Annotated in this window: 27 protein-coding genes; 22 read left to right on the top strand and 5 right to left on the bottom strand. The window is 35.6% G+C overall.

All coding sequences use genetic code 11. The features are described from left to right. Positions 1–196: 196 nt before the first annotated feature. Genes ILA26_RS00005 through ILA26_RS00015 form a run of 3 tightly spaced genes read left to right on the top strand, consistent with a single transcriptional unit; the run spans position 197 to position 2,733 of the window. On the top strand, positions 197–1,036 hold the full coding sequence (locus ILA26_RS00005) for a LicD family protein (protein WP_292892738.1): 840 nt from the start codon (positions 197–199) through the stop codon (positions 1,034–1,036). A gap of 30 nt (positions 1,037–1,066) precedes the next feature. Next, a complete protein-coding gene (locus ILA26_RS00010; RefSeq protein WP_292892740.1) occupies positions 1,067–2,035 on the top strand; it encodes an NAD(P)H-dependent glycerol-3-phosphate dehydrogenase in 969 nt (322 codons plus the stop codon). Between the two features lie 8 nt (positions 2,036–2,043). Further along, positions 2,044–2,733, top strand: coding sequence for a 2-C-methyl-D-erythritol 4-phosphate cytidylyltransferase (locus tag ILA26_RS00015; protein WP_292892742.1), 690 nt, complete (start codon positions 2,044–2,046; stop codon positions 2,731–2,733). A gap of 67 nt (positions 2,734–2,800) precedes the next feature. Here ILA26_RS00015 and ILA26_RS00020 read toward each other — a convergent pair whose 3' ends face one another. Then, positions 2,801–3,634: a LicD family protein gene (locus ILA26_RS00020; protein WP_292892744.1), complete on the bottom strand. Its 834-nt coding sequence runs from the start codon at positions 3,632–3,634 to the stop codon at positions 2,801–2,803. Positions 3,635–3,960: 326 nt separating this feature from the next. Here ILA26_RS00020 and ILA26_RS00025 point away from each other — a divergent pair, with 326 nt between their 5' ends. From ILA26_RS00025 to ILA26_RS00050, 6 genes are all read left to right on the top strand, one after another. Beyond that, positions 3,961–4,668, top strand: coding sequence for a class I SAM-dependent methyltransferase (locus tag ILA26_RS00025; RefSeq protein ID WP_292892746.1), 708 nt, complete (start codon positions 3,961–3,963; stop codon positions 4,666–4,668). Between the two features lie 10 nt (positions 4,669–4,678). Continuing rightward, complete coding sequence (locus ILA26_RS00030; RefSeq protein WP_292892748.1) at positions 4,679–5,755, top strand: aminotransferase class V-fold PLP-dependent enzyme; 1,077 nt, start codon at positions 4,679–4,681, stop codon at positions 5,753–5,755. Continuing rightward, positions 5,752–7,080 carry a Gfo/Idh/MocA family oxidoreductase gene (locus ILA26_RS00035; protein ID WP_292892750.1) on the top strand — a complete coding sequence of 443 codons (1,329 nt, stop codon included), beginning with the start codon at positions 5,752–5,754 and terminating at the stop codon, positions 7,078–7,080. The genes ILA26_RS00030 and ILA26_RS00035 overlap by 4 nt, the downstream gene beginning before the upstream one ends. A gap of 11 nt (positions 7,081–7,091) precedes the next feature. Next, the gene (locus tag ILA26_RS00040; protein ID WP_292892752.1) at positions 7,092–7,913 is read left to right on the top strand and encodes a LicD family protein; all 822 of its coding nucleotides are present in this window, start codon (positions 7,092–7,094) and stop codon (positions 7,911–7,913) included. 51 nt (positions 7,914–7,964) lie between these two features. Then, positions 7,965–9,017 (top strand): UPF0104 family protein, encoded by a 1,053-nt coding sequence (locus tag ILA26_RS00045; protein ID WP_292892754.1) that lies wholly within the window; start codon positions 7,965–7,967, stop codon positions 9,015–9,017. 154 nt (positions 9,018–9,171) lie between these two features. Continuing rightward, positions 9,172–10,662 (top strand): sodium-dependent transporter, encoded by a 1,491-nt coding sequence (locus tag ILA26_RS00050; protein ID WP_292892756.1) that lies wholly within the window; start codon positions 9,172–9,174, stop codon positions 10,660–10,662. On the opposite strand, the gene ILA26_RS00055 is transcribed toward ILA26_RS00050, so the two are convergent. Beyond that, on the bottom strand, positions 10,659–10,862 hold the full coding sequence (locus tag ILA26_RS00055; protein ID WP_292892758.1) for a hypothetical protein: 204 nt from the start codon (positions 10,860–10,862) through the stop codon (positions 10,659–10,661). The genes ILA26_RS00050 and ILA26_RS00055 overlap by 4 nt on opposite strands. Before the next feature lie 97 nt (positions 10,863–10,959). Between ILA26_RS00055 and ILA26_RS00060 the strand changes: the two genes are divergently transcribed. Both ILA26_RS00060 and ILA26_RS00065 read left to right on the top strand, forming a co-directional pair. Then, a complete protein-coding gene (locus tag ILA26_RS00060; protein ID WP_292892759.1) occupies positions 10,960–11,328 on the top strand; it encodes a flagellar protein, FliL in 369 nt (122 codons plus the stop codon). Positions 11,329–11,332: 4 nt separating this feature from the next. Further along, positions 11,333–11,617: a hypothetical protein gene (locus ILA26_RS00065; protein ID WP_292892761.1), complete on the top strand. Its 285-nt coding sequence runs from the start codon at positions 11,333–11,335 to the stop codon at positions 11,615–11,617. A gap of 25 nt (positions 11,618–11,642) precedes the next feature. Here ILA26_RS00065 and ILA26_RS00070 read toward each other — a convergent pair whose 3' ends face one another. Both ILA26_RS00070 and ILA26_RS00075 read right to left on the bottom strand, forming a co-directional pair. After that, positions 11,643–11,948: a hypothetical protein gene (locus tag ILA26_RS00070; protein WP_292892763.1), complete on the bottom strand. Its 306-nt coding sequence runs from the start codon at positions 11,946–11,948 to the stop codon at positions 11,643–11,645. A 62-nt stretch (positions 11,949–12,010) separates the two neighbouring features. Beyond that, positions 12,011–12,175, bottom strand: a complete 165-nt coding sequence (locus ILA26_RS00075; RefSeq protein WP_292892765.1) for a hypothetical protein — start codon at positions 12,173–12,175, stop codon at positions 12,011–12,013. A gap of 214 nt (positions 12,176–12,389) precedes the next feature. On the opposite strand from ILA26_RS00075, the gene ILA26_RS00080 reads away from it, so the two are divergent. From ILA26_RS00080 to ILA26_RS00120, 9 genes are all read left to right on the top strand, one after another. Further along, positions 12,390–12,713 (top strand): helix-turn-helix transcriptional regulator, encoded by a 324-nt coding sequence (locus ILA26_RS00080; RefSeq protein ID WP_292892766.1) that lies wholly within the window; start codon positions 12,390–12,392, stop codon positions 12,711–12,713. After that, positions 12,714–13,427 (top strand): ImmA/IrrE family metallo-endopeptidase, encoded by a 714-nt coding sequence (locus ILA26_RS00085; protein ID WP_292892768.1) that lies wholly within the window; start codon positions 12,714–12,716, stop codon positions 13,425–13,427. After that, complete coding sequence (locus tag ILA26_RS00090; RefSeq protein ID WP_292892770.1) at positions 13,424–13,957, top strand: hypothetical protein; 534 nt, start codon at positions 13,424–13,426, stop codon at positions 13,955–13,957. The genes ILA26_RS00085 and ILA26_RS00090 overlap by 4 nt, the downstream gene beginning before the upstream one ends. A 97-nt stretch (positions 13,958–14,054) precedes the next feature. Beyond that, on the top strand, positions 14,055–14,783 hold the full coding sequence (purC, locus tag ILA26_RS00095; RefSeq protein WP_292892772.1) for a phosphoribosylaminoimidazolesuccinocarboxamide synthase: 729 nt from the start codon (positions 14,055–14,057) through the stop codon (positions 14,781–14,783). Next, positions 14,784–15,050: a phosphoribosylformylglycinamidine synthase subunit PurS gene (gene purS / locus ILA26_RS00100; RefSeq protein ID WP_116591189.1), complete on the top strand. Its 267-nt coding sequence runs from the start codon at positions 14,784–14,786 to the stop codon at positions 15,048–15,050. It begins immediately after the preceding gene. A 9-nt stretch (positions 15,051–15,059) separates the two neighbouring features. After that, positions 15,060–15,704, top strand: a complete 645-nt coding sequence (gene purQ, locus ILA26_RS00105) for a phosphoribosylformylglycinamidine synthase subunit PurQ (protein WP_292892774.1) — start codon at positions 15,060–15,062, stop codon at positions 15,702–15,704. A 15-nt stretch (positions 15,705–15,719) separates the two neighbouring features. Continuing rightward, a complete protein-coding gene (cobA, locus tag ILA26_RS00110) occupies positions 15,720–16,436 on the top strand; it encodes a uroporphyrinogen-III C-methyltransferase (protein WP_292892776.1) in 717 nt (238 codons plus the stop codon). Between the two features lie 4 nt (positions 16,437–16,440). Further along, the gene (glmS, locus tag ILA26_RS00115; RefSeq protein WP_292892778.1) at positions 16,441–18,225 is read left to right on the top strand and encodes a glutamine--fructose-6-phosphate transaminase (isomerizing); all 1,785 of its coding nucleotides are present in this window, start codon (positions 16,441–16,443) and stop codon (positions 18,223–18,225) included. 381 nt (positions 18,226–18,606) lie between these two features. After that, complete coding sequence (locus ILA26_RS00120) at positions 18,607–20,439, top strand: hypothetical protein (RefSeq protein ID WP_292892780.1); 1,833 nt, start codon at positions 18,607–18,609, stop codon at positions 20,437–20,439. On the opposite strand, the gene ILA26_RS00125 is transcribed toward ILA26_RS00120, so the two are convergent. After that, on the bottom strand, positions 20,434–21,645 hold the full coding sequence (locus ILA26_RS00125; protein ID WP_292892782.1) for an MnmC family methyltransferase: 1,212 nt from the start codon (positions 21,643–21,645) through the stop codon (positions 20,434–20,436). The genes ILA26_RS00120 and ILA26_RS00125 overlap by 6 nt on opposite strands. A gap of 881 nt (positions 21,646–22,526) precedes the next feature. On the opposite strand from ILA26_RS00125, the gene tgtA reads away from it, so the two are divergent. Both tgtA and ILA26_RS00135 read left to right on the top strand, forming a co-directional pair. Then, complete coding sequence (tgtA, locus tag ILA26_RS00130) at positions 22,527–24,506, top strand: tRNA guanosine(15) transglycosylase TgtA (RefSeq protein WP_292892784.1); 1,980 nt, start codon at positions 22,527–22,529, stop codon at positions 24,504–24,506. Between the two features lie 8 nt (positions 24,507–24,514). Beyond that, a complete protein-coding gene (locus tag ILA26_RS00135; protein ID WP_366514863.1) occupies positions 24,515–25,183 on the top strand; it encodes a class I SAM-dependent methyltransferase in 669 nt (222 codons plus the stop codon). Positions 25,184–25,473: the final 290 nt, after the last annotated feature.

A 25,473-nucleotide genomic window follows, 5' to 3' on the forward strand; every position in this document is an offset into this window, starting at 1 on the left:
ACTACAGACAAACCAACCCAGAAAAAATAAAGAAATTATACAAGACCAAAAATGGAATTCTAACATTTTTAGACTTCCAAATGCAAAACTGGACACAAAATCACATAAAAATTAAATAAGCCTATAAAATTTTACAGACTCTTTTTTTTAATTTTTTCACAAAAATTTAAATATTTTTTTTAATAGAGTAATGTTCATGCGTGCGGAGGAATTTAGAAAATATGGCGATGCTGAAATAAAACATTTGCAAGAAGTTGAATTAATGATTCTTAAGGATGTTGTAAAAATATTAGATGACCATAATCTAAATTATTATATGTATGGTGGTTCTCTTTTAGGAACTATAAGGCATGGTGGTTTTATTCCATGGGATGATGATATAGATATTATTTTATTTAGAGAAGACTTTGATAAGGCTTTAGAAATCCTTTACAATAAGTTACCTAGTAAATATGATATTATTCAAATGGATTACATTGATGATTGTTTTGCTTATTTTGCTAAAGTTTCACTTAAAAATACTACTTTTGGTCGTTGGTATAGTTCTTATGTTGATTATGATTTGGGAATTAATATAGATATATTTGTACTTGATAACATTCCAAATAGTGATTTTTTAGGCAAATTACATCATAAAGGTTATACTTTTTTTTACCAATTTGTGATTAATTCTTGTATTAGAATGGATATGTATTCTAAATTAGGCACTAAACTTCATCATATGGTTCATGATATTTTAGACAAACTTCCAATAAGTCGTAGATTTTGGAAACGGTTACTCACTAAAGAAATAACTTTTTTTAATAATAAAGAAACTGAGAAGGTTACGGATTGTTTTAATCTTGCAGGGTTTATGGCTTATCAAAGAGATGATTTTGAACCATCTATCAAAGCTAAATTTGAAGATTTTGAGGTAACAATTCCTAAAAATTATGATAAACTTTTAACTCAAATTTATGGGGATTATATGAAAATTCCTCCTAAAGAAGATCGATATAATGCGGCTCCCGAAATTCTAGATTTTGGGGAGTATTAATTTTTATATTAAAAAATTAAATAGATATTTATGTTTTCAAATATTGGAGTAATTGGTGCAGGTTCTATGGGAACCGCTATTTCTCAAACCATCTGTGAAAATACTCAAAAAGTTTTATTATATGCTAAACGGATTGAAGTTGTTAATTCAATAAATAATACTAATTGTAATAAAGAATACTTTCCAGATGTTTGTTTAAAAGAGAATATTGTGGCGGTTAATGATTTAAATGAATTTAAAAATTCTGAAATAATTTTTTTAACTTTACCTTCCTCTACAATTAGACAGATGGCTCATAATTTAAAAGAAATTATTTCAGATGAATGTATTATTGTTAGCACTGCTAAAGGATTAGAAAAAGAATCTAATAAGAGAATGAGTGAAATTATTGAAGAAGAGATAGGTCGCCCAGCTGTTGTCTTATCCGGACCGAATATAGCTGGGGAAATGGTTTCTATGGGATTTTCATCCACATCAATTGCATGTAAAAATAAACAATATCTTGAAAAAGTTAAAAAATTATTATCAACCCCTAAATTTAAAGTTTCCACAACTGATGATGTCATTGGTGTTGAATATTGTGGTGTAATCAAGAATGTAATAGCCATTTCACAAGGAATTTGTGAAGGTATGAAAATAAATGATAATGCTCGTTTTTCAGTATTCACTAAAACATATAATGAAACTAAAGATTTAATAGAAAAATTGGGTGGAAATAGAGATACTGTTGATGATTATTGTGGTTTTGGAGATATTATTACTGCATCTACTTTAAATGTAAGTAGAAACCATACGTTAGGCGTTTTATATGGTCAAAAAATTGTAATTGATGAAAAAGCATCAGGAATTCTTTTTGAAGGGAAAAATACAATTGTTGTAATGAAAGAATTATGTAAAAAGAATAATATTGAATCTGCAACAATTGATTTTACATATGATGTAGTAATTGATAGAATAAATCCAAAAATAGCTTTTGAAAAATTTTGGAATAAATTATAGGTGATTTGATGATTTGTGCAGCTATGCTAGCTGGAGGAATAGGGACTAGATTAAAACAGGGCATGCCTAAACAATTTGTCCTGATTAATGATAAGCCGATTTTAGCTCATTCTGTTGAAACATTTTTAAATGTTAAAGATTTTGATAAAATTATTGTTTCCTCTCCAAAAGATTATATGGATAAGACAAAACTGTTAATAAATAAATATTGTTCTCAAAATGAGAAGATTGTAGTTATAGAGGGTGGTTTAACTCGTAATGATACTATTTTAAATTCTATAAATTACATGAAATCTCAAAACTGTGAAAAAGATTCCATTTTAGTAACTCATGATGCATCAAGAATATTTGTGTCTGAAAAATTAATTATTGATAGTATCAGATATGCAATGGAAGAGGGTGCAGCTAGTCCAGTAATACCTGCTACTGATGTTATTTTTGAATCTAAAAACGGTGACAAAATTAATAATATCCCTCAAAGGAAATATTTATATCATGCACAAACTCCTCAATCTTTTAATATTGATACTTTTATGAAAATTTATAATGATTTATCCTCAGAGGAAATTGATAAATTAAATGAAGCTATGATGCTTTTTTATTTAAGAGATGTAGATGTTAAATTATTCCCTGGGGATAAAAGGAATTTTAAAATAACTCATCCTTCTGATATTAAACTAGCAGAATCTTATTTTTAATAATTAAAATCAAGTTAAATAATTATAATTTAATTATTTACTTTTTAACCAATTTTATAAACACTTTTTAGTATTCTCCAAAATCAATTTCTTCAGGTGCGGGATTGAATCTTGATTCTTCTGGAGGCAATTCCATATAGTTATTAAAATCCATTCTTAATATCTTATCATAATTATTTGGTATACAAACTTCTATATCTTCAAACTTAGCTTTTTTTAAAGGCAACCAATCTTTTTTAAAGGACATTTGCATTTGGTTTTCTGAGGGGAAATCGCATACTTCCTCACATTCTTCAAATTGATACTTCGAAAATGATTTCACGCATTTTTCTTTAATGGTCATTGTTGATACTGGAATAACCTTTAATATGTAATAAATTGTATCCTGAATGATCTGTTTTATTTTAGAAGGATTTTCATATTTAAGAATGGAATACATTGTCAATTGATTCAATGCGAATGATTTCCATTTATGAATAAATTTTTTAAACTTATTGCTTGGCACATTATCTAAAATGAAAATATCTATGAATATATTTGGGGTGTAGTCAACCTGGTCGCCCCACCATTCCCTAAATAGGGTATTTTTAAGGGTTAATCTTCCCCAAGTGTAATGGTAAGTCTCCTCATTTAAAACATTGAAAAAGTCATATTTTTCATCAATGCTTTTTTCAAAAATCTTATTTAATTTTTCAAAGTCTTTTCTAAACATGATCACATCAATATCATCATCCCAAGGTATGAATCCCTGATGTCTGATAACTCCAAGTAAACTTCCAGCATACATAAAATAAGTTAAATCATTTTCTTCACAAACTTCAATGAAATACTTTAATATTTTCAGTTCCACTTGTTGTAAATGTTTCAATGTTTTTTCATCGTATCTTTTTGTTCTAATCATGTTATTATATCCTTCTATTTTCCTCTTGCAAATAACTTTCCAATAATTTAATCGGATTAACATTGAATGTATTTGCAAATGGATATTATATAATATTTCAATAAATATTATAATTTATACTTTATTATTTCCTTGAATTTAATTAATCATTGTTATTTACTTATTTATTTGAATAAATGGTCAGTTTTCTAAAATCAATTAGGACATATTGATTATTAAAAACAATATTAATCTCCTAATTATTTAAATAAATTTATATTACATCAAAAATATTTTATAGATTAATGTTATAAAATATATTATATATAATTATATTAGGTGTTTAAATGTCAAGATTATATGGAGAAAATAAGGATATTGACCCGGATGAGGTAAAAAATTTCTTTGCTGATAGAGCTAACCGTGAGTTGGAAAGTGATTTATCCATTGTATTATTCCAGGATAAGGAAAACTCAGAACAAAGACACATTGAAGAGAAGAAATTATTGCTTGAACACATTGATGTCAGCGATAAAAAAGTTCTTGAAGTCGGATGCGGAATTGGCCGTTGGGTTGAAGCATTACATGACAAGTGTGAATCATTTTTAGGAATAGACTACACTGAAGACTTGATTGACATTGCTAATGAAACATATGATTACGATAACTGCAAATTCCAGTTAATGTCTGCAACCGATATTAAAGCAGACGAACTTTTAATCGAACCACCATTCGATTTAATCATCTTCAGTGGAGTATTAATGTACATTAACGATGAAGACATCAAACTGGTTTTCGAAGAGCTTAACAAAGTGGGCGCTGAAGACAAAAAACTGTTCATCATGGAACCTATATCCCACATGGGTGAAAGATTAACTCTTAAAGATTTCTATTCTGAAGGTTTGGAAGCAGATTACAGTGCAATATACAGAACTGAAGATGAATACATGGAATTATTCAAATACCTAAATCCTAATGAAGTATTTTCAGATGACCTTTTCGAGGATTTAAGCGATCACAGCGAAACCCATTACAAGTACTTCATAATTGAATGAGAGTGATACATTGTTAAATTTTACTGTCGGTCCTGTAATGAGTAGTGAGGAAGTGCTAAAAATCGGTGGCGAACAGACACCATATTTTAGAAACGATGAGTTCTCACAGGTAATGCTTGAAAATGAAAAGCTAATGAAAGAATTTGTCTATGCCAGTGAAGATTCAAGAGTGATTTTTGTAACCGGTTCTGGAACTGCAGCCATGGAAACTACAGTAATGAATGTTTTCACTTCCAAAGACAAGGTTTTAGTAGTAAACGGCGGAGGATTCGGTCAGCGTTTCGTTGACTTATGTGAACTTCACGATATCCCTCATGATGAAATAAAACTTGATTTTGGACAGGATATCACTTCTGAAATCCTGGATGAATACAACAATCAGGGATACACCGGATTTTTGGTAAATATTTGTGAAACAAGCTCCTGTGTTCATTATGACTTGGATCTGATTTCCGATTTCTGCAGAAAAAACAACATATTCCTGGTAGTTGACGCCATCAGTTCATTTTTGGCAGATCCATTGAACATGACTGAAAAGGGCATTGACGTTATCATAACCGGATCTCAAAAGGCATTGGCATGTCCTCCGGGAATTTCCGTAATCGTTCTTGGTGAAAAAGCATTAGAACGTGTAAACGCCAATGAATGTAAATGCATGTATTTTGATTTAAAAGACATGTTGAAAAATGGTGAAAGAGGTCAAACCCCATTTACTCCTGCTGTTTCAATTCTATTGCAAATCAATCAAAGATTAAAAGAAATTGAAAATCAGGGTGGTGTTGAAGCAGAGATTAAAAGAATCACCGCTTTGGCAAATGATTTCAGGGACAGAATCAAAGACCTTCCTTTTGAAATTCATTGCAAGAACATGGGAAATGCAGTCACAGGCGTTTATTGTGTTAATTCACAGGCTAGTGAGATTGTGGATGCTCTTAAAAAAGAATATGGCATCTGGGTAAACCCAAGCGGCGGTGAAGTCGGAGAGAAAATGTTCAGGGTTGGCCACATTGGAAATTTAACAATTGAAGACAACGATAAGCTCATTGAGGCATTTCAGGGCTTGGAGAAAAGAGGAATATTAAAATGATTAAAGTAATAACCTATGGAACCTATGATCTATTCCATTATGGTCATCAAAGATTATTGGAACGTGCTAAAGAATTGGGAGATTACCTGATTGTGGGCGTTACCGCTGATGATTTTGACAAGCAACGTGGTAAAATCAATGTTAAACAATCATTAATGGAAAGAATCGAGTCTGTTCGTGCAACAGGACTTGCAGATGAAATCATCATTGAAGAATATGAAGGTCAAAAAATCGATGATATCAAAAGAATGGGCGTGGACATATTCACAGTGGGTTCCGATTGGGTTGGTCATTTTGATTACTTGAAAGACTACTGTGATGTGGTTTATCTTGAAAGGACTGAAGGAGTTTCCAGCTCAGACATCAGATCCCAATATCGCTCCATCAATCTAGGACTTATCGGTGAAGGTAATATCTTAAAGAAATTCTATGATGAATCCAAACTGGTCAACGGAATTGACGTGAATGCAATATGCACTGATAAGGACAATGAGAAAAAACAATATGAAAACGATGAGATATTACTGACTAATGATTATGAAGAGTTGCTGAATGTTGTTGATGCAGTATTCATCATCTCACATCCATCACAACATTATTCTCAAATAAAACAAGCATTGGAAAACGGCAAACATGTCCTTTGCGAATCCCCTATAGCATTAAGTGAAAAGGAATGCGTTGAACTTGAAAATCTGGCATTGGAAAATGATTTGATACTGATGGATTCCATCAAAACCGCTTACGCCACTGCATACAGCAGATTATTGCTGATACTTAAAGGAGGCAAAATCGGAGACATCTACTCTATTGATGCCACATGCACTAGTTTAAGGGAATTTGACGATAACTCATGGAACAGTATTACTTCCTGGGCACCAACAGCACTCTTGCCAATATTCCAGATTCTTGGCGTTGATTATAAGCAAAAAACCATTAATTCATTAATGCTTGATAAAGACTCTAATTTTGACTTATTTACAAAAATAGATCTCCTATATGATAATGCAGTTGCATCAATCAAGGTTGCAAACGGTGTTAAATCAGAAGGGGAATTAATCATTTCAGGTTCTAATGGATATGCATATGTTCCAGCCCCTTGGTGGAAAACCGATTACTTTGAGTTAAGGTATGAGAATCAAGAGGACAATAAAAAATACTTTTACCAGTTGGACGGTGAAGGAATAAGATATGAACTAGTGGCATTTGCAAAATCCATTGAATTGGGAATTAACAATGCATATATTGATTTTGAAGTTTCCAAAGCTATTTGTAAAATAATGGAAGACTTTGAAAATAAAGATTTAAATGTAATTAATAAATATTAACTTGGGATAAGATGAATAAAACCGATGATGAAACTCTTAATCATATTAAAAAGATAGAATTGATGATTCTAAAAGATTTCATTAAAATCTGTGATGAACATGATATAGAGTATTATTTAATTTATGGAACTCAGATTGGAGCTATTAGGCACCAGGGTTTTATCCCATGGGATGATGACGTTGATGTTATCATGTTTAGAAAGGATTATGAGGAATTCTTGAAAGTCATGGAAAGTAATCCAAATGATAAATACACAATTTTTGATTCAAGATATAATAATGAATATTTTTTTCAATTTGGAAGAATGTCACTGAATGGCACCTATTGGGCGGAATATTGGGATGAGCAAGTTTCATTCAAATTGGGAATTCACATTGATTTATTTATTTTAGACCATTTGCCGGATAATAAAATAAAAAGGAAATTATTTATTCAAAGATGTTACTATTTGGCCAGATTGTATTCCATTTCTGTTTTAAAGTTCGATAACTATTCAAAAGCAGTTAATCTGATTTTAAATACTGTTCATAGGTTCTTGAATATTTTTAATTTAACTCCAAAATTCTTTCAAAAGAGATTATATAACCTGTTTAGGAAATATGAATCAGATAGTGGGAATTTTGTTACCGATTTGACTTTAATGGAGAAAGTCACATTTAAAAAAGAGGATTATAAACCTCCTAAAAGATCCATTTTTGAAGATATCGAAGCAAACATTCCTAATGATGATTATAATACTTTAACTCCTATTTATGGGGATTACATGCAACTTCCTCCTGAGGAAGATCGTGTTGCACATATATTGAATGAAATCGATTTTGGACAATATTAATGTTCATTCATATTCAAAATTTTTATAATGTATTAAATATTATATAATATCATGGACAAGAAATCTGCATTTTTTATCATTTTAAGTATAGCAATTTTGGCTGTAATGCTTTATTTTGTGGGTATTGATAAGATAATCGAAACATTAAAGAATGCCAATCCTGCACTGATTGTATTGGCTATTGGTGTGCAGATATTCACTTATTTGTTGTATAACCTTCGTTGGAAATGGATTATCAACATAACCGATATCAAAGTTAGTTTTGCACAATTGCTTCCTATTACCATGGTGGGTCTTGCAATAAACAACATCACTCCTTCCGGTCGTGGTGGAGGTGAGCCTGTAAGGGCATACATCCTTGCAGAGGAGCATGACTCTCATCTTAAGGACACATTGGCTACCGTTGTGGCTGACAGGATGCTTGACACATTTCCGTTCATCGTACTTGCGATAATAACAATCGCTGCAACAGTGTTCTACTTCCAGATGCCTACCTGGCTGCTCATAGTTCTGATCTTGGCGGTAATAGCAATCGTTGCAATCCTTGCAATTCTAATCTATTTGTGCATAAAGCCAACTTTCGGATACAAGGTTGAGGGATTCATTCTTGGGATTGTCAAAAGGGTCCGCAAGAACGGGTCTGAAAACATGAAGAAGACCATTCACGAAAACATTTTCGGATTTCAGGAAACCATGGCTGTGCTCATCTCAAACAGGAAGGTATTGTATTACATAATCCCATTGTCATTTGTGATATGGGTATTTGAGATTCTGCGTGTTTACATAGTTTTCCTTGCGTTCGGAGCAACATTGAACGTGGTTGTCATCGGTGAGGTTTTCATCATCGCATCACTTGTCGGTATGATTCCGCTCTTGCCGGGAGGTCTTGGTGCCGTTGACGGTGTAATGGTTGGATTCTACTCAAAGGCGGGAGTGTCCATGTCACTTGCAGCGCCTGTAACCTTGATTGAAAGGCTCATTTCATTCTGGATGGCAACAATCATAGGTCTTGTTATCTTGCCTCATTACGGCTCATCAGTTCTCGACAAGATTTCAATCGGAAATTCTGCCGAAAGTATTGACAAACCACAAGGTGAAGACTAAATTATTTTACTTTGTTCAATTTATGCCAATAATATTATTGGTTTAAATTGATTATTCATTTATTTTTAAAATTTCACTTCTTTTTTTCAAATATAAACCTTTTTATCTTTCCAATTACAAAAATAATGACTATAATTGTATAGGAAAATTGATTATGTCAAAAGATAAAAATGAATGGGGCAGCAACATGTCATTCATCCTTGCGATGATTGGTTCTGCTGTCGGATTAGGAAACATTTGGAGATATCCTTATGTATTGTACTCCAACGGGGGAGGTGCTTTCTACATTCCATACATTGTCGCAATCCTCCTTATGGGAATTCCGTTCCTTATATTGGAGTATGGTGTGGGATACAATTTCAAGTCTTCCTTTGCGAAGGCTGTTAAAAAGATTAACTCCAAATGGGAGTATTTAGGCTGGTTCTTGCCAGTTGCCGTTTTTATGATTATGATTTATTACTCAGCTATTTTGGGTTGGGACGGAATCTACATGTTCTTGAGTTTCTTCAAGGGTTGGGGGGCAGACCCTAACGTATACTTCACAACAACCCTTCTTCAATCTTCAGATTCCATCACTGGACTCTTGCACTTCATTCCGCTCATTGCAGTTGCAATGCTTGTCGGTTGGGTAATCATTTGGTTTATTTCACACAGGGACCTTGAAGCAGGCCTAGGAAAGGTTTCAAAAGTTCTTGTGCCTCTATTGTTTGCCATAATGGTGGTAATTGTCGGATTCTCACTCACATTGCCTGGAGCATCAATCGGACTTGCGGAACTCTTCAATCCGGACTGGTCACTTTTAGGCAATTTCGAGATATGGATGGCTGCATTCGGACAAATCGTGTTCTCATTGAGTTTGGGAATGTCAATTGCATTCACTTACGCAAGCTACACCAAGGACGATGCGGATTTAATCACAAACACAATCTCAATCGCACTTGCAAACTCCATTTTTGAAAACTTCGCCGCATTGGGTGTATTTTCAATCTTGGGTTACATGTCACTTCAGTCAGGAACCGCAGTTGCAGACCTTGTGACTCAGGGAACAGGACTTGTGTTTATCGTATATCCTACAGTATTTAACGTATTGGGCCAATGGGCTTACGTTTTAGGACCTCTGTTCTTCCTTACAGTTTACCTTGCAGGTCTTACAAGCATCCTTTCCACAATCGAGCCGTTGTCATTTTCAATCCAGAACAAGTTCGGCCTTACAAGGTCAAGGACAATGACAATACTCATCATTGTAGGCGCAGCAATATCAATGATTTATGCAACCGCATACGGTGGATCCGTGCTAGGATTTGTGGACACATTCATCAACCAGATTGCAATTCTTCTTGGTGTTATCTTTGAGTGCATCATTTTCGCATGGATATTCAAGGCTGAAAAACTCATTGACTTCTTGAATTCAAGGTCAAAAACACTTAAATTGGGAAAATGGTGGATTGTCGTTGTAAAATACATCCTGCCGATATTCGTTGCAATAGTGTGGATCGGTGGAATGTATGATGTGGTAAGCCAAGGAACCACTGACCAGCTGATTTTCACAGTGATATCAGCGGCGGCATTGCTTATCGCAACATTGGTATTTACAATTCTTCCGGCTAAAAACCCTGATTGGGACAAGGCTGAAGAAAGAGTTTAGGTAAAGTATTTACTTAACTCATCTTTTTCTTTTTTTTCTAGGCTGATGGTTATATCACCGTCATCATCGCTGAAGAGCTTTTCTAAACTGCTTTCATGAGAGTTTGCACTGTCCAAATCCTCTGTGCAGCAGATTCCAACCAATAGTCCTACGATTGCCAGCAGGAATATAAGAAGTATTACGGTGTCTTTCATGTTCATGATTAATAATTGTGTTTTTAACCTATATAAATTAGTAGAAAAGTATTTTAATAACTATTTTCATATAACTATTGGAAAACTAATGTGAGGTGAAAATATGAAAAGCTTTATTTTAGTGATATTGGCAATTATTGCAGTTGTAGTAGTTGCCGGTGGCGCAACAGCGTTTCACGTAATGAGTGAAGCGGGAATTGATAATTCAAATTCAATAGGTGATATAATGGATAAAGTAAGTAATGTTGCATCTTCAGAAAGTTCTTCTTCAGGATCTTCCGGAGGTTCAGTGATGGATAAAGTTGGAGACATTGTTTCAGAAGAAGTTAAGTTCAATGCACAAAACGGTGAAGGATATTACCGTGAAGTTACATATAAGGACGGCGGATTCAGGCAATACGATACTGAAACCGGTGATTTGATAGGTTCATCCTATGATTCAGATCAGGACAAGCTTCCAAGCATGGAATGATTGAATGATTTTAAAGGACCTTTTAAATCATTTTGAAATCGAAGAAGATTTGCCGGATTATCTTTTAAGCCAGCCCTTCAATGAGGTTTTCATGGATGGGGAGGTGACCTTAAAGGATGATTCCTATGAAATAGTAGTTACCACACGTCAGGACGTGACACATCAGATGTTCATAAGGCCAAATGATGAGTTTCCGGTCATTATAATGTCCGAGCTTCCAAACGGGCTTTTGAACGGGATGAAGTTCCCTCAAGAGGAACATGTGGGAATTCCAATAAATAAATTATAACTACTATCCTTTTTTTTATTTTTTTTTAAGCAGTATCATCTGTGCTTGATTCCTGTGATTCATTCATCTTAAGGTAATGGTCTTTGATAATTTTGTGTTTTAATATTTCTTCCTTTGACAATCCTGATATTTTGGTTGCATAGTTCATTGTTTGGCCATTTTCAATTAGTTTAACTGCCATTTGAAGTATGCCCTCTTCAATTCCATATTCTATTCCTTTTTTCAGCCCTTCCTCTATTCCTTCTTCTATCCCCTGTTCTTTTCCTATTTTAATGTAATATCTTTCCATTGGGTTGACTCTCATACTTGTTTCCTCCATATATCTTTTCATGCTATTTCTCGTTTAGCATATTTGCACTCAATAATTTTATCGAATTGTTTCGTTGATTTCCATTATATTTCTGATATTCTTTCAATCAAACCGTGCGCCTTCAAAAGAATTTCAAGTTGAGATTCCCCATAGTTAGTATCGACAATGGCTTGACGGGACGTGATGTCTCTGTCGGTTGTCATCTCATTATTTGTTAATTTATTTTCAATCTTTTTAAATGTTTTCATTGACTTGAATTCTCTAATAAAAATTATGTGTATTGTATGGGGTAAATTACCAGTAATGATAAAGTCTTTTTTGATATCTCTTCAGAATATTGTTTTTTCTATTCTATTGTCCTGGCAAATTTATGAACCAAAATCAAAATGGGAATATATTTGGATAAATATTTATATATAATTTATTCCAAACTAATATTATATTTTAAGGAGGGTAATAAAAATGAATGAAAATGTGGGTGATAGACTTAAAAAATTAAGAAAAATGCATAATTTTACTCAAAAACAAATTGCAGATTATTTAGGATTTAAACAAACACATATTGCTAAATTAGAAAGTAATGATAGGAAATTAAAATTCTCTTCATTAAATAAACTATGTGAACTTTATAATTGTCCTGAAGAATATATCTTAAGTGGAATTGGCAATTATTCCAAAGAGGAGTTTAAATTCAGAGCATCTAAAGATTTGGATTTAAATACATTGGCGAATATGAATAGAATAATCAAGAATTTAAAAGAATTAGATGAGTTAAATGGTGATTAGATGAATTTATATGAACTCAATCAGTTAGCAATTCAGTTTAGATTGGATATTGGAATTAATCTCAATGATCCAATTGATTTTTTTCCAGTCATAACTAATAAAATTAAGAATTTGACAATAGTTTTCTTGGATATGCCTGAGGATATCAGCGGGGCATGCAATATCATAAATTCACAAAAAATAATGTTCATCAATTCATATCATTCTAAAGGAAGACAAACCTTCACCGCAGCACATGAAATCTTTCACTTGTTCTATGAAAAACCGATTTTCACCATTTGCAATGTGAACAGTGATGATGAGATTGAAAAGCGTGCAAATCAATTTGCATCATTTTTATTATTGCCAACTGGAGCATTATACAATTATAAAAAAGAAAATAACATTATAAAATGGGATTTGAATTCAATAATTGATTGTGAACAGTATTTTCAGATTTCTCATGAGGCACTTCTTTACAGGTTAATGTTTCATGATGAAATAACAAAAGACGAATTCAATTCATTTAAGCCAAAAATAAAATATCATGCTATCCGCAGAGGATACGGCCTAAGTTTATATGAGCCCTATATCGATAAGAATTACACTATTGGAAATTACGCACGACTTGTTGAAAAAGCTTTCGAGAGGGATTTGATTTCAAATGGCAAGAGGGAAGAGTATTTGCTCCAATCATACTTGCAGGATTTGGTATATAATTTGGAGGAGTTATGAGCGATGATGTATTCTATGATACTGATTGTTTGAGCTGTTTTGTCAGTATTGGTGATGTTTTAATTTTAAAGGAACTTTTTAAAAAAATTTTCATACCCTATGAGGTCTACAGAGAATTTTCCAGAGTGTACATTTTGAAGGAAAGAATTGATGAAATGGTTAGCGAGGGGTTCCTTGAGGTTGTAGATTTTGACATTGAATCCAAAACTTATGATTTTTTTACAGAACTTCGAAATGGAAAACTCACTGGTAGAATGATCGGTAATGGAGAAGCTGCTGCAATTGCATTAGCTGTTGAAAACAATGGAATTTTAGCAAGCAACAATACTAAAGATGTTATTGAAGCGGTAAATATATATGGTATAACCAGAATCAGGACAGGTGATATTCTTGTTAAAGCATTCAATTTAGGAATCATAACCCGAAAGGAGGGAGATGAAATCTGGAGGAAAATGCTTAATCAAAAAAGATTCCTAACGGAAAAGTCCTTTTCAAAATACTTAAAAAAACACCCTGATAATAAATTCTAACCATCAAATTGCCAATCATACCAATGTAAAAAACTATTTTTATATAATATTAAAGCCAAAAATTATAATATAATAATTTAATAATTTTGTTGATATCATGAACAAAAAAGAGTTAATTAATAGTGGAAAAGTAAAAAGCGTATTTACCACAGATGATGACGATAAAGTAATCATCGAGTTTAGAGATGACATGACTGCCGGTGATGGCGAACGCAAGGAAGTGATGAACAACAAGGGAGCATACAATGCTGTCATTTCAGCTAAAATCTTCAAGGTTCTGGAAGAAAACGGTGTTGAAACCCAATTCATTGACCTTCCTGAACCAAGCGTCATGCTTGCAAAAAAACTTGAAATGATTCCTATCGAAGTTATCGTGAGAAATATTGCGACTGGTAGTTTAGTTCGCAAATACCCGATTGCAGACGGTACAAGACTTGAACCGCCAATCGTGCAAATGGATTTCAAGGCTGACGAATACCATGACCCTATGTTAAACGATTCAATCATCAAGGCATTGGGAATCGCAACCCAAGAGGAAATCGACCTGTTGACCGAAAAGGCATTGAAAATCAATGAGATTTTAACCAAATTCTTCGCAGATGCAGGAATCATTTTGGTCGACTACAAAGTTGAGTTCGGTAAGGACAAGGACGGCAAAATCCTTTTAGGTGATGAAATCTCCCCTGACGGATGCAGATTATGGGACAGCGAAACCCTTGAAATGCTTGACAAGGAATTGTTCAGGAAAGGAAAAGACGATGAGGTAATGGAAGCGTATATTGAAGTTTACAACAGGATCATTCCTGATGATGAAAAGGTGATTTAAATGTTATTTGATATTGAAGTGAAAATCTCTCTTAAAAGCGGTATGTTAAATCCAGAAGCAACAACAATCGAAAGATCTCTTGAATTGCTCGGATACGAAGTGAGCAACATGAAAACTGTTGAAATCCTCAAGTTCCAAATGGAAGGGGAAGACAGAGAAGCAATCAGAGAAAACGTTGTTGACATGTGTGAAAGATTGCTTTGTAATCCTGTAATTCATGATTATAAAATTAATGTTATTCCACAAAACATGGCTTGCGGTAAATAAGGTGAGAACATGAAAATTGGAGTAATTAGATTTCCGGGAACCAACTGCGACCGTGATGTTGCAAAGGCCATTGAATTAGCGGGCATGACTCCTGAATACATCTGGTGGAGTGAAGAGAAGCTCACCGATTATGATGGAATCGTGATTCCTGGTGGATTTTCATATGGAGATTACTTGAGGGCTGGTGCAATGGCATCAATCACTCCTGTAATTGACGGAATTAAAGAATTGGTGAAAGAGGAAAAACCTGTTTTAGGAATATGTAATGGAGCACAAATCTTAGGTGAAATAGGACTCGTTCCGGGAATTTTCATCACAAATGAATATCCTAAATTCAACTGTGAATGGGTTGAATTGAAAGTGGCAACCAACAGGACTCCATTCACAAAAGCGTTCAAGACAAATCAAACAATCGCTCTTCCAATCGCACACGCAGAAGGAAGATTCTACACAGAAGACATTGACTTGTTAAAAGACCAAGACCAAATCGTGCTTCAGTTTGAAGGAAAGAACCCTAACGGTTCAATGGAAGCAATCACAAGCGTATGTGATGAATCAGGTCTTGTATGCGCAATGATGCCTCACCCTGAAAGGGCATGTGAGAAACTATTCGGTTCAGATGACGGTTTAAACTTTTTCAAAGGATTTTTATAAGTATAAAGTGATATAATGGTAGTTTATTTAATTGGTGCAGGACCTGGAGATGCTGATTTAATAACTCTTAAGGCTGTAAAGGCTCTAAATAAAGCGGATGTTGTATTGTATGATTATCTGGCTAATGAAGAAATATTAGCTCACGCTCCGGAAACTGCTGAAAGAATATATGTAGGTAAAAAGGCAGGCGAGCATTACAAAACTCAGGACGAGATAAATGAGTTGATAATCGAACAGGCTCAAAATCATGAAAATGTTGTAAGGCTTAAGGGAGGAGACCCTTTCGTCTTTGGTCGTGGTGGAGAAGAGATATTGGCTTTAATGGAACATGATATCAAATTTGAAGTAATTCCAGGTGTAACTTCAGCTATTGGAGCACCAACTTCTTTAGGACTACCAGTAACTCACAGGGCAGTGGCAACCTCAGTAACTATCGTGACAGGTCATGAAGACCCGACAAAACCTGAAAGTCAGGTTCACTGGGATTATACTGCCGATACATTAATCATTTTGATGGGTATTGGAAACATAAAGGAAAATACCTCAGAAATCATGAAATACCGCTCAGCCGACACACCTGTATGTGCGGTTGAAAGCGGAACATTACCGAACGAAAACCTTGTATTTGGAACCTTGGGCGATATTGCCGATAAGGAAATCAACACCCCGGCAATCCTGATTATAGGGGATGTTGTGAACATGTATAAGGAAATTTACGAATATCAAAGGTGATAATATGTGTGGAATTGTAGGGTGTATATTAAAAGAGGAAGCAGATGTGGCACCAATACTTTTTGACTGCATTTCAAAATTGGAATACCGTGGATACGATTCAATCGGCCTTGCTACATTTTTTGAAGATAAGATCCACATAAAAAAGGACAAAGGAAAAATTCAGGAAGTGGACAAGAAACTTGACCTTACAGACATGCCTGGAAGCTTCGGTATTGCACATGTAAGGTGGGCGACTCATGGAGACCCGTCAAAACTAAATTCCCACCCTCACGTTGATGAAGACAATACCGTTGCAGTCGTTCACAACGGTATCATTGAGAATTATCTGGAAATCAAGGAAAAGCTAATCCTTGAAGGTCACGTATTCAAGTCAGACACTGACACAGAGGTCATTCCTCACCTCATTCAAAAGTATATGGATGAGAAATTCGACCTTGAGCATGCAGTCAGAAAGACAATCGATGTCATTGAGGGAGCATATGCAATCGCAGCAATCTCAAAAAACGAACCTGACAAGATTGTTGCAACCCGTAAGGACTCTCCATTGATTGTTGGTTTGGGCGAAGACGGATTTTACTTAGCATCCGACTCACCGGCCATCTTGAAATATGCTCGTGACATAATCTATCCCGAAAAGGGTGAAATCGTAATCCTCGACAGGGAAGGTGTCGTTGTTCATGATGAGTTTGACAATGTCGTAAACAAGGAAATCGACACTATCAACTGGACACCTGAAATGGCTGAAAAGGAAGGTTACGACCACTTCATGATTAAGGAAATCAACGAGCAGGCAACAGCGGTCAGGAACACCTTGACCCAAAAGGACAACATCCAGGAGATAATTGATGATGTGGGAGACCTGCAAAGGATATGCTTTGTTGCATGCGGAACATCTTACCATGCATCATTGACCGGTAAGTACCTGATTGAATCTCTTGCAGGCATTCCGACCGATGTGATTTTGGCATCTGAGTTCAAGTACTCTGCAAACACTTTAAATGAGGACACATTGGTCATATTCATTTCACAATCCGGTGAAACCGCAGACTCGCTCAAGGCATTGGATGTTGCAAACCAGACCTCAAAGACATTGGGTATAGTCAATGTTGCAGGTTCATCAATAACCCGAAGGGCCCAATATGTCATCCAGACTCAGGCAGGTCCTGAAATAGGTGTTGCGGCAACCAAGACATATGTTGCGCAATTGACTGCGATTTACCTGTTTGCGGCACTCATTTCTAAAAATGTTGAACTCCTTAAAGAACTTGACAAGGTGCCTGACTTCATTGATGAGGCTTTAGGCAGCGTTGGGGACATCAAGGAACTGTCAAAAAGATACAACTTTGCACGTGACTTCTTCTATCTTGGAAGGGGATACTCATACCCTACAGCTTTGGAGGGTGCATTGAAGCTTAAGGAGATCACATACATTCACGGTGAGGGATACGCTGCAGGTGAGTTGAAGCATGGTCCTCTGGCTTTGATAGATGAGGGAATACCTGTTGTGGTCATAATTCCTCCAGGGGACAATTACCGCAAGACCATGAGCAATCTGGAAGAGGTAAAATCCCGTGGGGCAAATGTGCTTGCAATCGGTTCTGCTGATGACGAGTCACTCAAGGCAAAATCAAGTGATGTGATTGGAATCAACTCAGAGGTTAAGGAGATTATTGCACCTCTGGTCTATATTGTTCCTCTCCAACTCATCGCTTATTACATCACTCTTGAGAAGGGTCATGACCCTGACAAGCCAAAAAATTTAGCGAAATGTGTAACTGTAGAATAGTGGCTTAGATTTAATTTTAAGCTATTAATTTTTCTTTTTTTTTAAATTAGAGCAATATTAATTAATTAATCATTTTTTACCATATTTGCCGATGGTGATACCTTCTTTTCACCAATTGCCATATTTAAAAGAGGTTTTGGATAAAAGCCCTTAAAATTATTTCCGATTTAAATGGATTTTGTCTTTTAAAACGTATTCCAATTAGTCTTACCTTTTTATACTTCATATTAACTTATTTTGACTTATTTATGCATAATCTAACTGTAATGTGCTCTTTTTGAAAATAAAAAGCTTTTTATACCTTTAACTAAAAATAATTTAGTACGAACAAATGTTAAATGGAGTTAACGTATGTTTAATAAAAAATTTTGTTTAATAATAATGACATTGGTTTTCATGTTGTCTGTGTCTGCAGTCGCAGCAGTTGACTCAAACTCAACAGATGATGTGGTTGCTAATGAAGTGGATGAGGAACCTCCATCGAGTGATGTTGAGGTATTGTCTGCTAATGACACTACACCTGCCCAAAATGACTATTCGTTGAAGGGCAGTGATGTAAGCATGTATTACAAGGGAGGGTCCAGTTATCAGGTGACTTTGTCTGATGGTGACGCTCCGGTCAGTAATGCTGATGTAACATTGAAACTCAATGGTAAGACTTATGTAAGAACCACTGATACCAATGGTAAAGCTTCTCTAGCATTGGATTTGACTCCGAACACTTATACCATTTCAGCAATATTCGGAAATACCACAACTTCAAATAAGATTAAGGTATTGCCGGTAATCACCGGTAAGGATGTTACTAAAACCTATAAGAGTTCCACACAATACACTGCAACCTTTTTAGATTCAAAAGGTAATGCATTGAAAAATACTGATGTCAAATTCAAAATCAACGGCAAGACCTACACAAGCAAAACCAATTCAAAAGGTGTTGCAAGTCTCGCCTTGGACTTGAAGAAGGGAAATTATGTGGTTTATGCAATCCATCCAAATGGATATCAAATTTCAAATAAAATTTCAATTAAATCATCAATTACTTCATCTGACCTGAAAAAGTATTATAAAGGATCTAAAAAATTCAAGGCCACATTTTATGGAACCAACGGAAAAGTTCTCAAAAAGAAAAAGATCAGGTTCATTGTAAGGGGCGAAACCTTTTACAAGAAAACCAATTCTAAAGGTGTGGCTTCTATTAAGGTCGTATCTCCACCTGGAACATACAAGATTCAATCTGTAAATCCACAAACAGGTGAAAAAGTATCAAATACCTTAACAGTATTGTCTCCTTTATCTGCAAGTCCAATGACTGTGTTCAGTGACGTGACTTCCAAGTTTCCAATCACTTTGCACAAGACCAATGGTGAGTTGGCTGCAAATAAAAAGATGAAGGTGTACATTGATGGTTCAAAGAAGAAGGTTAAGACCAATTCAAAAGGTGTGGCAACCGTAAGCTTCAAATTAGCTAAAGGGGTCCATGTTTTCAAGATTGTCGATCCGTATACCAAATACACAATAAGCAAAAAGGTGACAGTTAAGCTGGCATCAATCATTGCTAGGGATATGGGAGCTATTGAAAATAAGGCTTCAACCTATGAGGCAACCCTCTTGAAACAGAGCGGTGATGTTGCTAAAAACACTAAGATGAAGATAACTCTTAACGGCGTGGCACACACAGTAACAACCAATTCCAAAGGTGTTGCAAGTGTTTCCTTCAAGTTGCCTATCGGTAAATACAAGGTTGTATGTGAAGATTTAAGCACCGGATATAAGGTGACTAGACAGATCTCTGTCATAAAGCATGAGATGGGTGTGGCATATACTCAATATGGTGTTTCTGAAGATGGAAAAACTATATTGGCTATCGGAAGGCCATCTACAGCAAGTGAAGAGTCTCAATACGGTTATACATGGTATATGGTTGAGTTTGAAAGAACTTGTCCTCATTGTCATGGTCATAACTTATATTGGGGTGTCTTTTGGGCTGGAGATGAAACATCCAACTGGGGAATTTTCCCGGCAACCGGTAACAAGGAAGGAAGCAGTGCAGAAGGTGCAATCTTCTGTGCCGATTGTGACAGTGACTACTCAATATTTGGTCATGAGCATGAAGTGGGCAGTTCATATCATTTGACTGCTATCACCTCTCCGGAGAAATCCACAAAAGAAATGGCATACCTTCTTAAAAGTGGAGATTATATTAAACTATAATTTCTCATTTTTTACTTTTTTTAATCTTTTTTTCATTTCCAAAATTCTGTTTGTCGAATTGTTTTCGCTGTCCTGTTTTTCAAGGTAAGAATCCTCAACCTCAACGATGTAATTCGCTTCTTTTGACGTTGTTGACGGGATGTTCATTTTCTCAAGGTTTCTTTCGACACGTCTTTTAAGCTTTTCATCATCCATTTCAACCCCTAAAAAGATTGGGGTTTTCACTGCTGATGAGATTTTGGTGTTGTGCCTTGCCTCATGCCTTTCCTCTGTTCTGTTTTCAAGTATTGTGTCGCTTGAATTGTTCAGGCCAGGGTCCCTGAATGGTATTCCTACATCTGAAAGGGCAATTCTCACCTCGTCATTTCTCGGAAGGGAATAATCAAGCATCAAAGGATTAGGGCTTGCAAGTGTTCCTCCTTGCTTTCTTCCGAAAATTGGGCCGAGACCGATGTAGAAACCTGCCTCGATGAATGCTGCTCTAACCGGAGCTGATGAGGTGTAGGTTGCAATGATTCCGTCGTCCTTGATTATGCGTCTGAATTCCTTGAAGAACTCAAGTGAGAACAACTCGGGAGCCATGTTTTGGCTGAACGGATCCAAGAATATTGCATCGTATGTGTCATCATCCAATTTCTGAACGGTTTGCCTTGCATCCTCAATGTAAACGTTGATGTCGATGTTTTCGGGAATTTCACATTCCTCAAGGCTCAATGTTGCGTAATCCTGGGCGATAAGTTCATCCTCAATTGCCTTTTTGGTTATGTCGTGTTCCGGTATAGGTGATGGAACAAGAAGCCCGCATGCGAATGTTGCTTTTGATATTTCCACCATGTCGACTGTCAGGTGTTCGGTTGAGTTTTTCATGAAGTCAGCTATTGCAGCTGATGAATTGTAACCTAACCCTGCGCATATGTCAAGAATGGCGATGTCTTTGGTGTAGTCGAATTTCATCGGCTTGATGAATTTCTCAAATGACTCACTTATTGCACCGGTAGATGTATGTAATGTTTCAACTTTATGGTTTATTTCTTTTGAATTAATAGAATAGGATCCATCATCTGTTAAAACAAAATAATCATTGTAAGTGTCAAAAAAATTGACCCTACTTTCATTATTTCGGGTACTTTTTTCCTGACGGAAACATTCATTCACCAAATCAAAAATATCATCACTAATTATTCGGGCATTTTCTTCATAACTCATTGTATCTAAGTGTAATTTTTGACCTTTCTTAATGATATAGTTTAAAACAGGACTTTCCTCTTTTCTATATGTTCCTATAATTCAAGTTTTGAAGAACACTTTTGTACATTGTTTAAATTTCAATTCTAAAACTTAAATGTATGATATTTTTGTAGTTGATTTTTTCTATAAATGTTTTAGAATGGAGGATATCTGATAATATGGGTAGTGATGTGAACATTTTTAATTTCGAGGCTAATAATCGGCTATTTTTCTCACTTAATATTGCTTATTTTTGTCATTAGTGTAGTATTTTTGTTATTATTTGATAAAAACATTTATATAGGTGCTTATTTTATAATAATAAAGTAGCATTCATATGCATTTTGATTTATATTGGGAATATTATGAATGCTGACATTAAGCATAAAATAAATGTATTTTTGCTTAGTCTGATTATCGGTAACCTCTGATAAGATGGGACGTAGGTCTATGCGTCTTTAAAAATTGTTGACACTCCATGGCATTGCGGAAAAATTTGATGCAATGCTATGATGCGATATGGGATTGATTTAAATTCTAAAAATAGGTTTACTATCGTTTCGCTTAAAAACACTGATGATAGAATTTGTTCAACTATGGAAATAATGTTAAATTTATATAAGTTATTTCTCCCCAGAAGAGATTCCGAAACCATTAAAGTTTAATCAATCCTATAATAATTGATTCACCGATGTAGATGGACATCTACATAAGGTTAAGTTATCTTAACCTTTTTTTTATTTTTTTCCTCCAATATTGTCAAATACATTCAAATTCCAATTTTTATCTTCAATGTGAGCAAAATTTATATAATTTCTAATTTAAAAGTAATTTTAATTAATATTAGTAAGGTAAAATAAATGTTTGAAATTAAAGCGAAAGACAATATGGGACGTGTTGGCGTTTTGAAAACCAAGCATGGGGATGTCAAGACACCTGCACTGATGCCCGTAATTCACCCGAGAAAACAGGCGATAGACGTTGCCAAGTACGGTGCGGACATCGTGATAACAAATGCATACTTGATTTATAAGGATGAGGAACTTAAGGCAAAGGCTGTTGAGGAAGGTCTTCACAAGCTAATCAACTTTGACGGACCTATCATGACAGATTCAGGATCATTCCAGCTTTCAGTGTACGGTGATGTTGAAATCACCAACAAGGAAGTCCTTGAGTTTCAGGAATTGATAAAAACAGACATCGGAACAAGCCTGGACATTCCGACAGCGCCGTTCGTCGACAGGGAGAAGGCTGAAAGTGACCTTGAAATCACCCTTGAAAGGGCAAGGGAAGCCGTCGAGTTCAAAAAGGAAAACAACATAGAGATGCTTTTGAACTCAGTGGTTCAAGGCTCAACATTTCTCGACTTGAGAAGGGAATGCGCAAAAGAGCTGACCAAATTGGATGCGGACTTATATCCTATCGGTGCGGTCGTTCCACTTATGGAGTCCTACCACTACAAGGACCTTGTGGACGTTGTAATGAACTCAATGAAGGAACTTGGAGACGACACTCCTCGTCACCTGATGGGAGCGGGACATCCGATGATATTTGCGCTATGCGTTGCAATGGGATGTGACCTCTTCGATTCAGCTGCATACATTTTATATGCAGAGGATGACAGGCTCCTTTCAACAAGGGGAACATACAAGCTTGAAAACCTTCAGGAAATGCCATGCTCCTGTGAGGTTTGTACCAAATACACTCCGGATGACTTGAGGGCAATGCCTAAAAAGCAAAGGAGGGATCTAATAGCTCAACACAACCTTCACGTATCCTTTGCGGAGTTGAGATTAATCAGACAGGCCATTTATGATGGAAGCCTTATGGAACTTGTCGAAGAGAGATGCAGAGCCCATCCTGCACTTCTTGAGGCAAGAAGGCAATTGGGACTTTATTCAAGGGACCTGGAAAAATACGACCCAAGAAGCAAAAAATCAGCATTCTTCTACACAGGCCCGGAATCCCTTTTAAGGCCTGAAGTCATAAGACACCTTGAAAAGCTCAGGCAAATGCCTAAAAAGCGTGACCTGGTAATCCTTCCGCCAACAAGAAAGCCTTACTCAAAATTCGTATCAGGAAAGCTAGGTGAATTCTATGTCTACGGCGAAGAGCATGAGATAGATGAGGAAAACACAGACTTCATGGTATTGGACATTCCGTTCGGACTCATACCTCTTGAAATAGATGAGGTCTATCCGCTAAGCCAGAACGACTCACCAAAAACACGTGATGTGGACAGCATTGAGTTCATAGAGGACTTCATAAACGAGTTTATTGAATATTATGATCAGGTGCTCATCCACTCCAGGGTCATGAAGGACCTTGACATTGAGCTTTTCAACAAGTTCGAGGCTTCAGAAGAGGTCAGATACACCAAGGATGACATCAAAAAGATTAAGGCAATTGCAGACTATCAGTTCGGTGTTGGAGCAGGTGAAGCGCTCTTCACAGGTAAAATCAACATTGAAAAGAGTAAGAAAACCGGAAAAATCAGGCACATCTATGACGGCAAGGTCCTCATTGTCAACATGAGGGCGTCAGACTCATACCTTATTCTGTCAAAAGAGGGCGCAAAAAGACTTCACAATGCAATGCCGTATCCGCAAAACCGTGTGGTTGTAAACAAGGACTCAGAACCTTTTGCACTTGACGGTAAAAGCGTGTTCTGCAAGTTCGTCGTTGAATGTGACGAAAACATACGCTCAAAGGATGAGGTTTTAATTGTAAATGAGGAGGATAAGTTGCTTGCCTACGGTAAGGCTCTTTTAGGAGCATGCGAGATAGAGCAGTTCGAGACAGGTCAAGCTATAAAGACCCGAAAAGGAATGAAAAAGTAGGTGATGAAATGTCAGAAAACGATAAGGTAAACACAGGTCATCATATAGAGGATAAGGAACTAATCAAGAACGCAAGAAAGCCTGTAGGAGAATTGGGCCATCAGATTCTTGACAGGATGAACAAATCCCACGAGTCCATGGCACAGTGGGGAGTGAGCCATTTTGAAATCCGGAAAGACAGCAAGATTCTGGATATCGGATGCGGTGGCGGAAGAAACATCGAAAGGTTTGCGGCACAGATATCAGACAACGGAAGGGTTGTCGGAATAGACTACTCCGAAGTGAGCGTTGAAAAGTCAATAGAGCTTAACAAGGACGCAATTGACAGGGGAATAGTCAACGTCTTGCAGGGATCAGTTTCAGAAATGCCGTTTTACGATGAGACATTCGACATTGTCACAGGATTTGAGACAATATACTTCTGGCCTGATTTCATAAATGACCTGAAAGAGGTCAACAGGGTTCTCAAGAAGGACGGTCTTGTATTTTTCTGCAACGAAGCGGTCTACCGTGAAGGAGAGATGGAAAAATACGATGATCTGGTTGAGCTCCTGGACATGAAAATCTATTCTGAGGAAGTCCTTAAGGAATCCCTTGAAAAGACAGGATTTAAGGATTTCAAGGCATACGTTGATGATGAAAACGATTGGATTTGCATTACTGCAAGGAAAATCTAGACATTTTGATTGATTCGATTCAATCAACTTTTTTTTAATTTTTATTTTAAGGTCAATTTTGTTTTTAAATTATAAAAAACTGTTTATTTTTTATTTATTTGGCTAAATATTGATTTATACTTGTTTAAAGCTTAAATACTTTTGAATTTAACTATTATATTCATATATGTAATTTTCAAAGGATTTCATGAAATCTCAAAAATGAATTTTGAGGTGAAATATGATTGAAACCGGTGACGTTCACCATCCTAATGACATTACATTCAAGTATCTGTATACCGTAATGCCTG

It is taken from the genome of Methanobrevibacter sp., from assembly GCF_017940815.1.
Classification (GTDB): domain Archaea; phylum Methanobacteriota; class Methanobacteria; order Methanobacteriales; family Methanobacteriaceae; genus Methanocatella.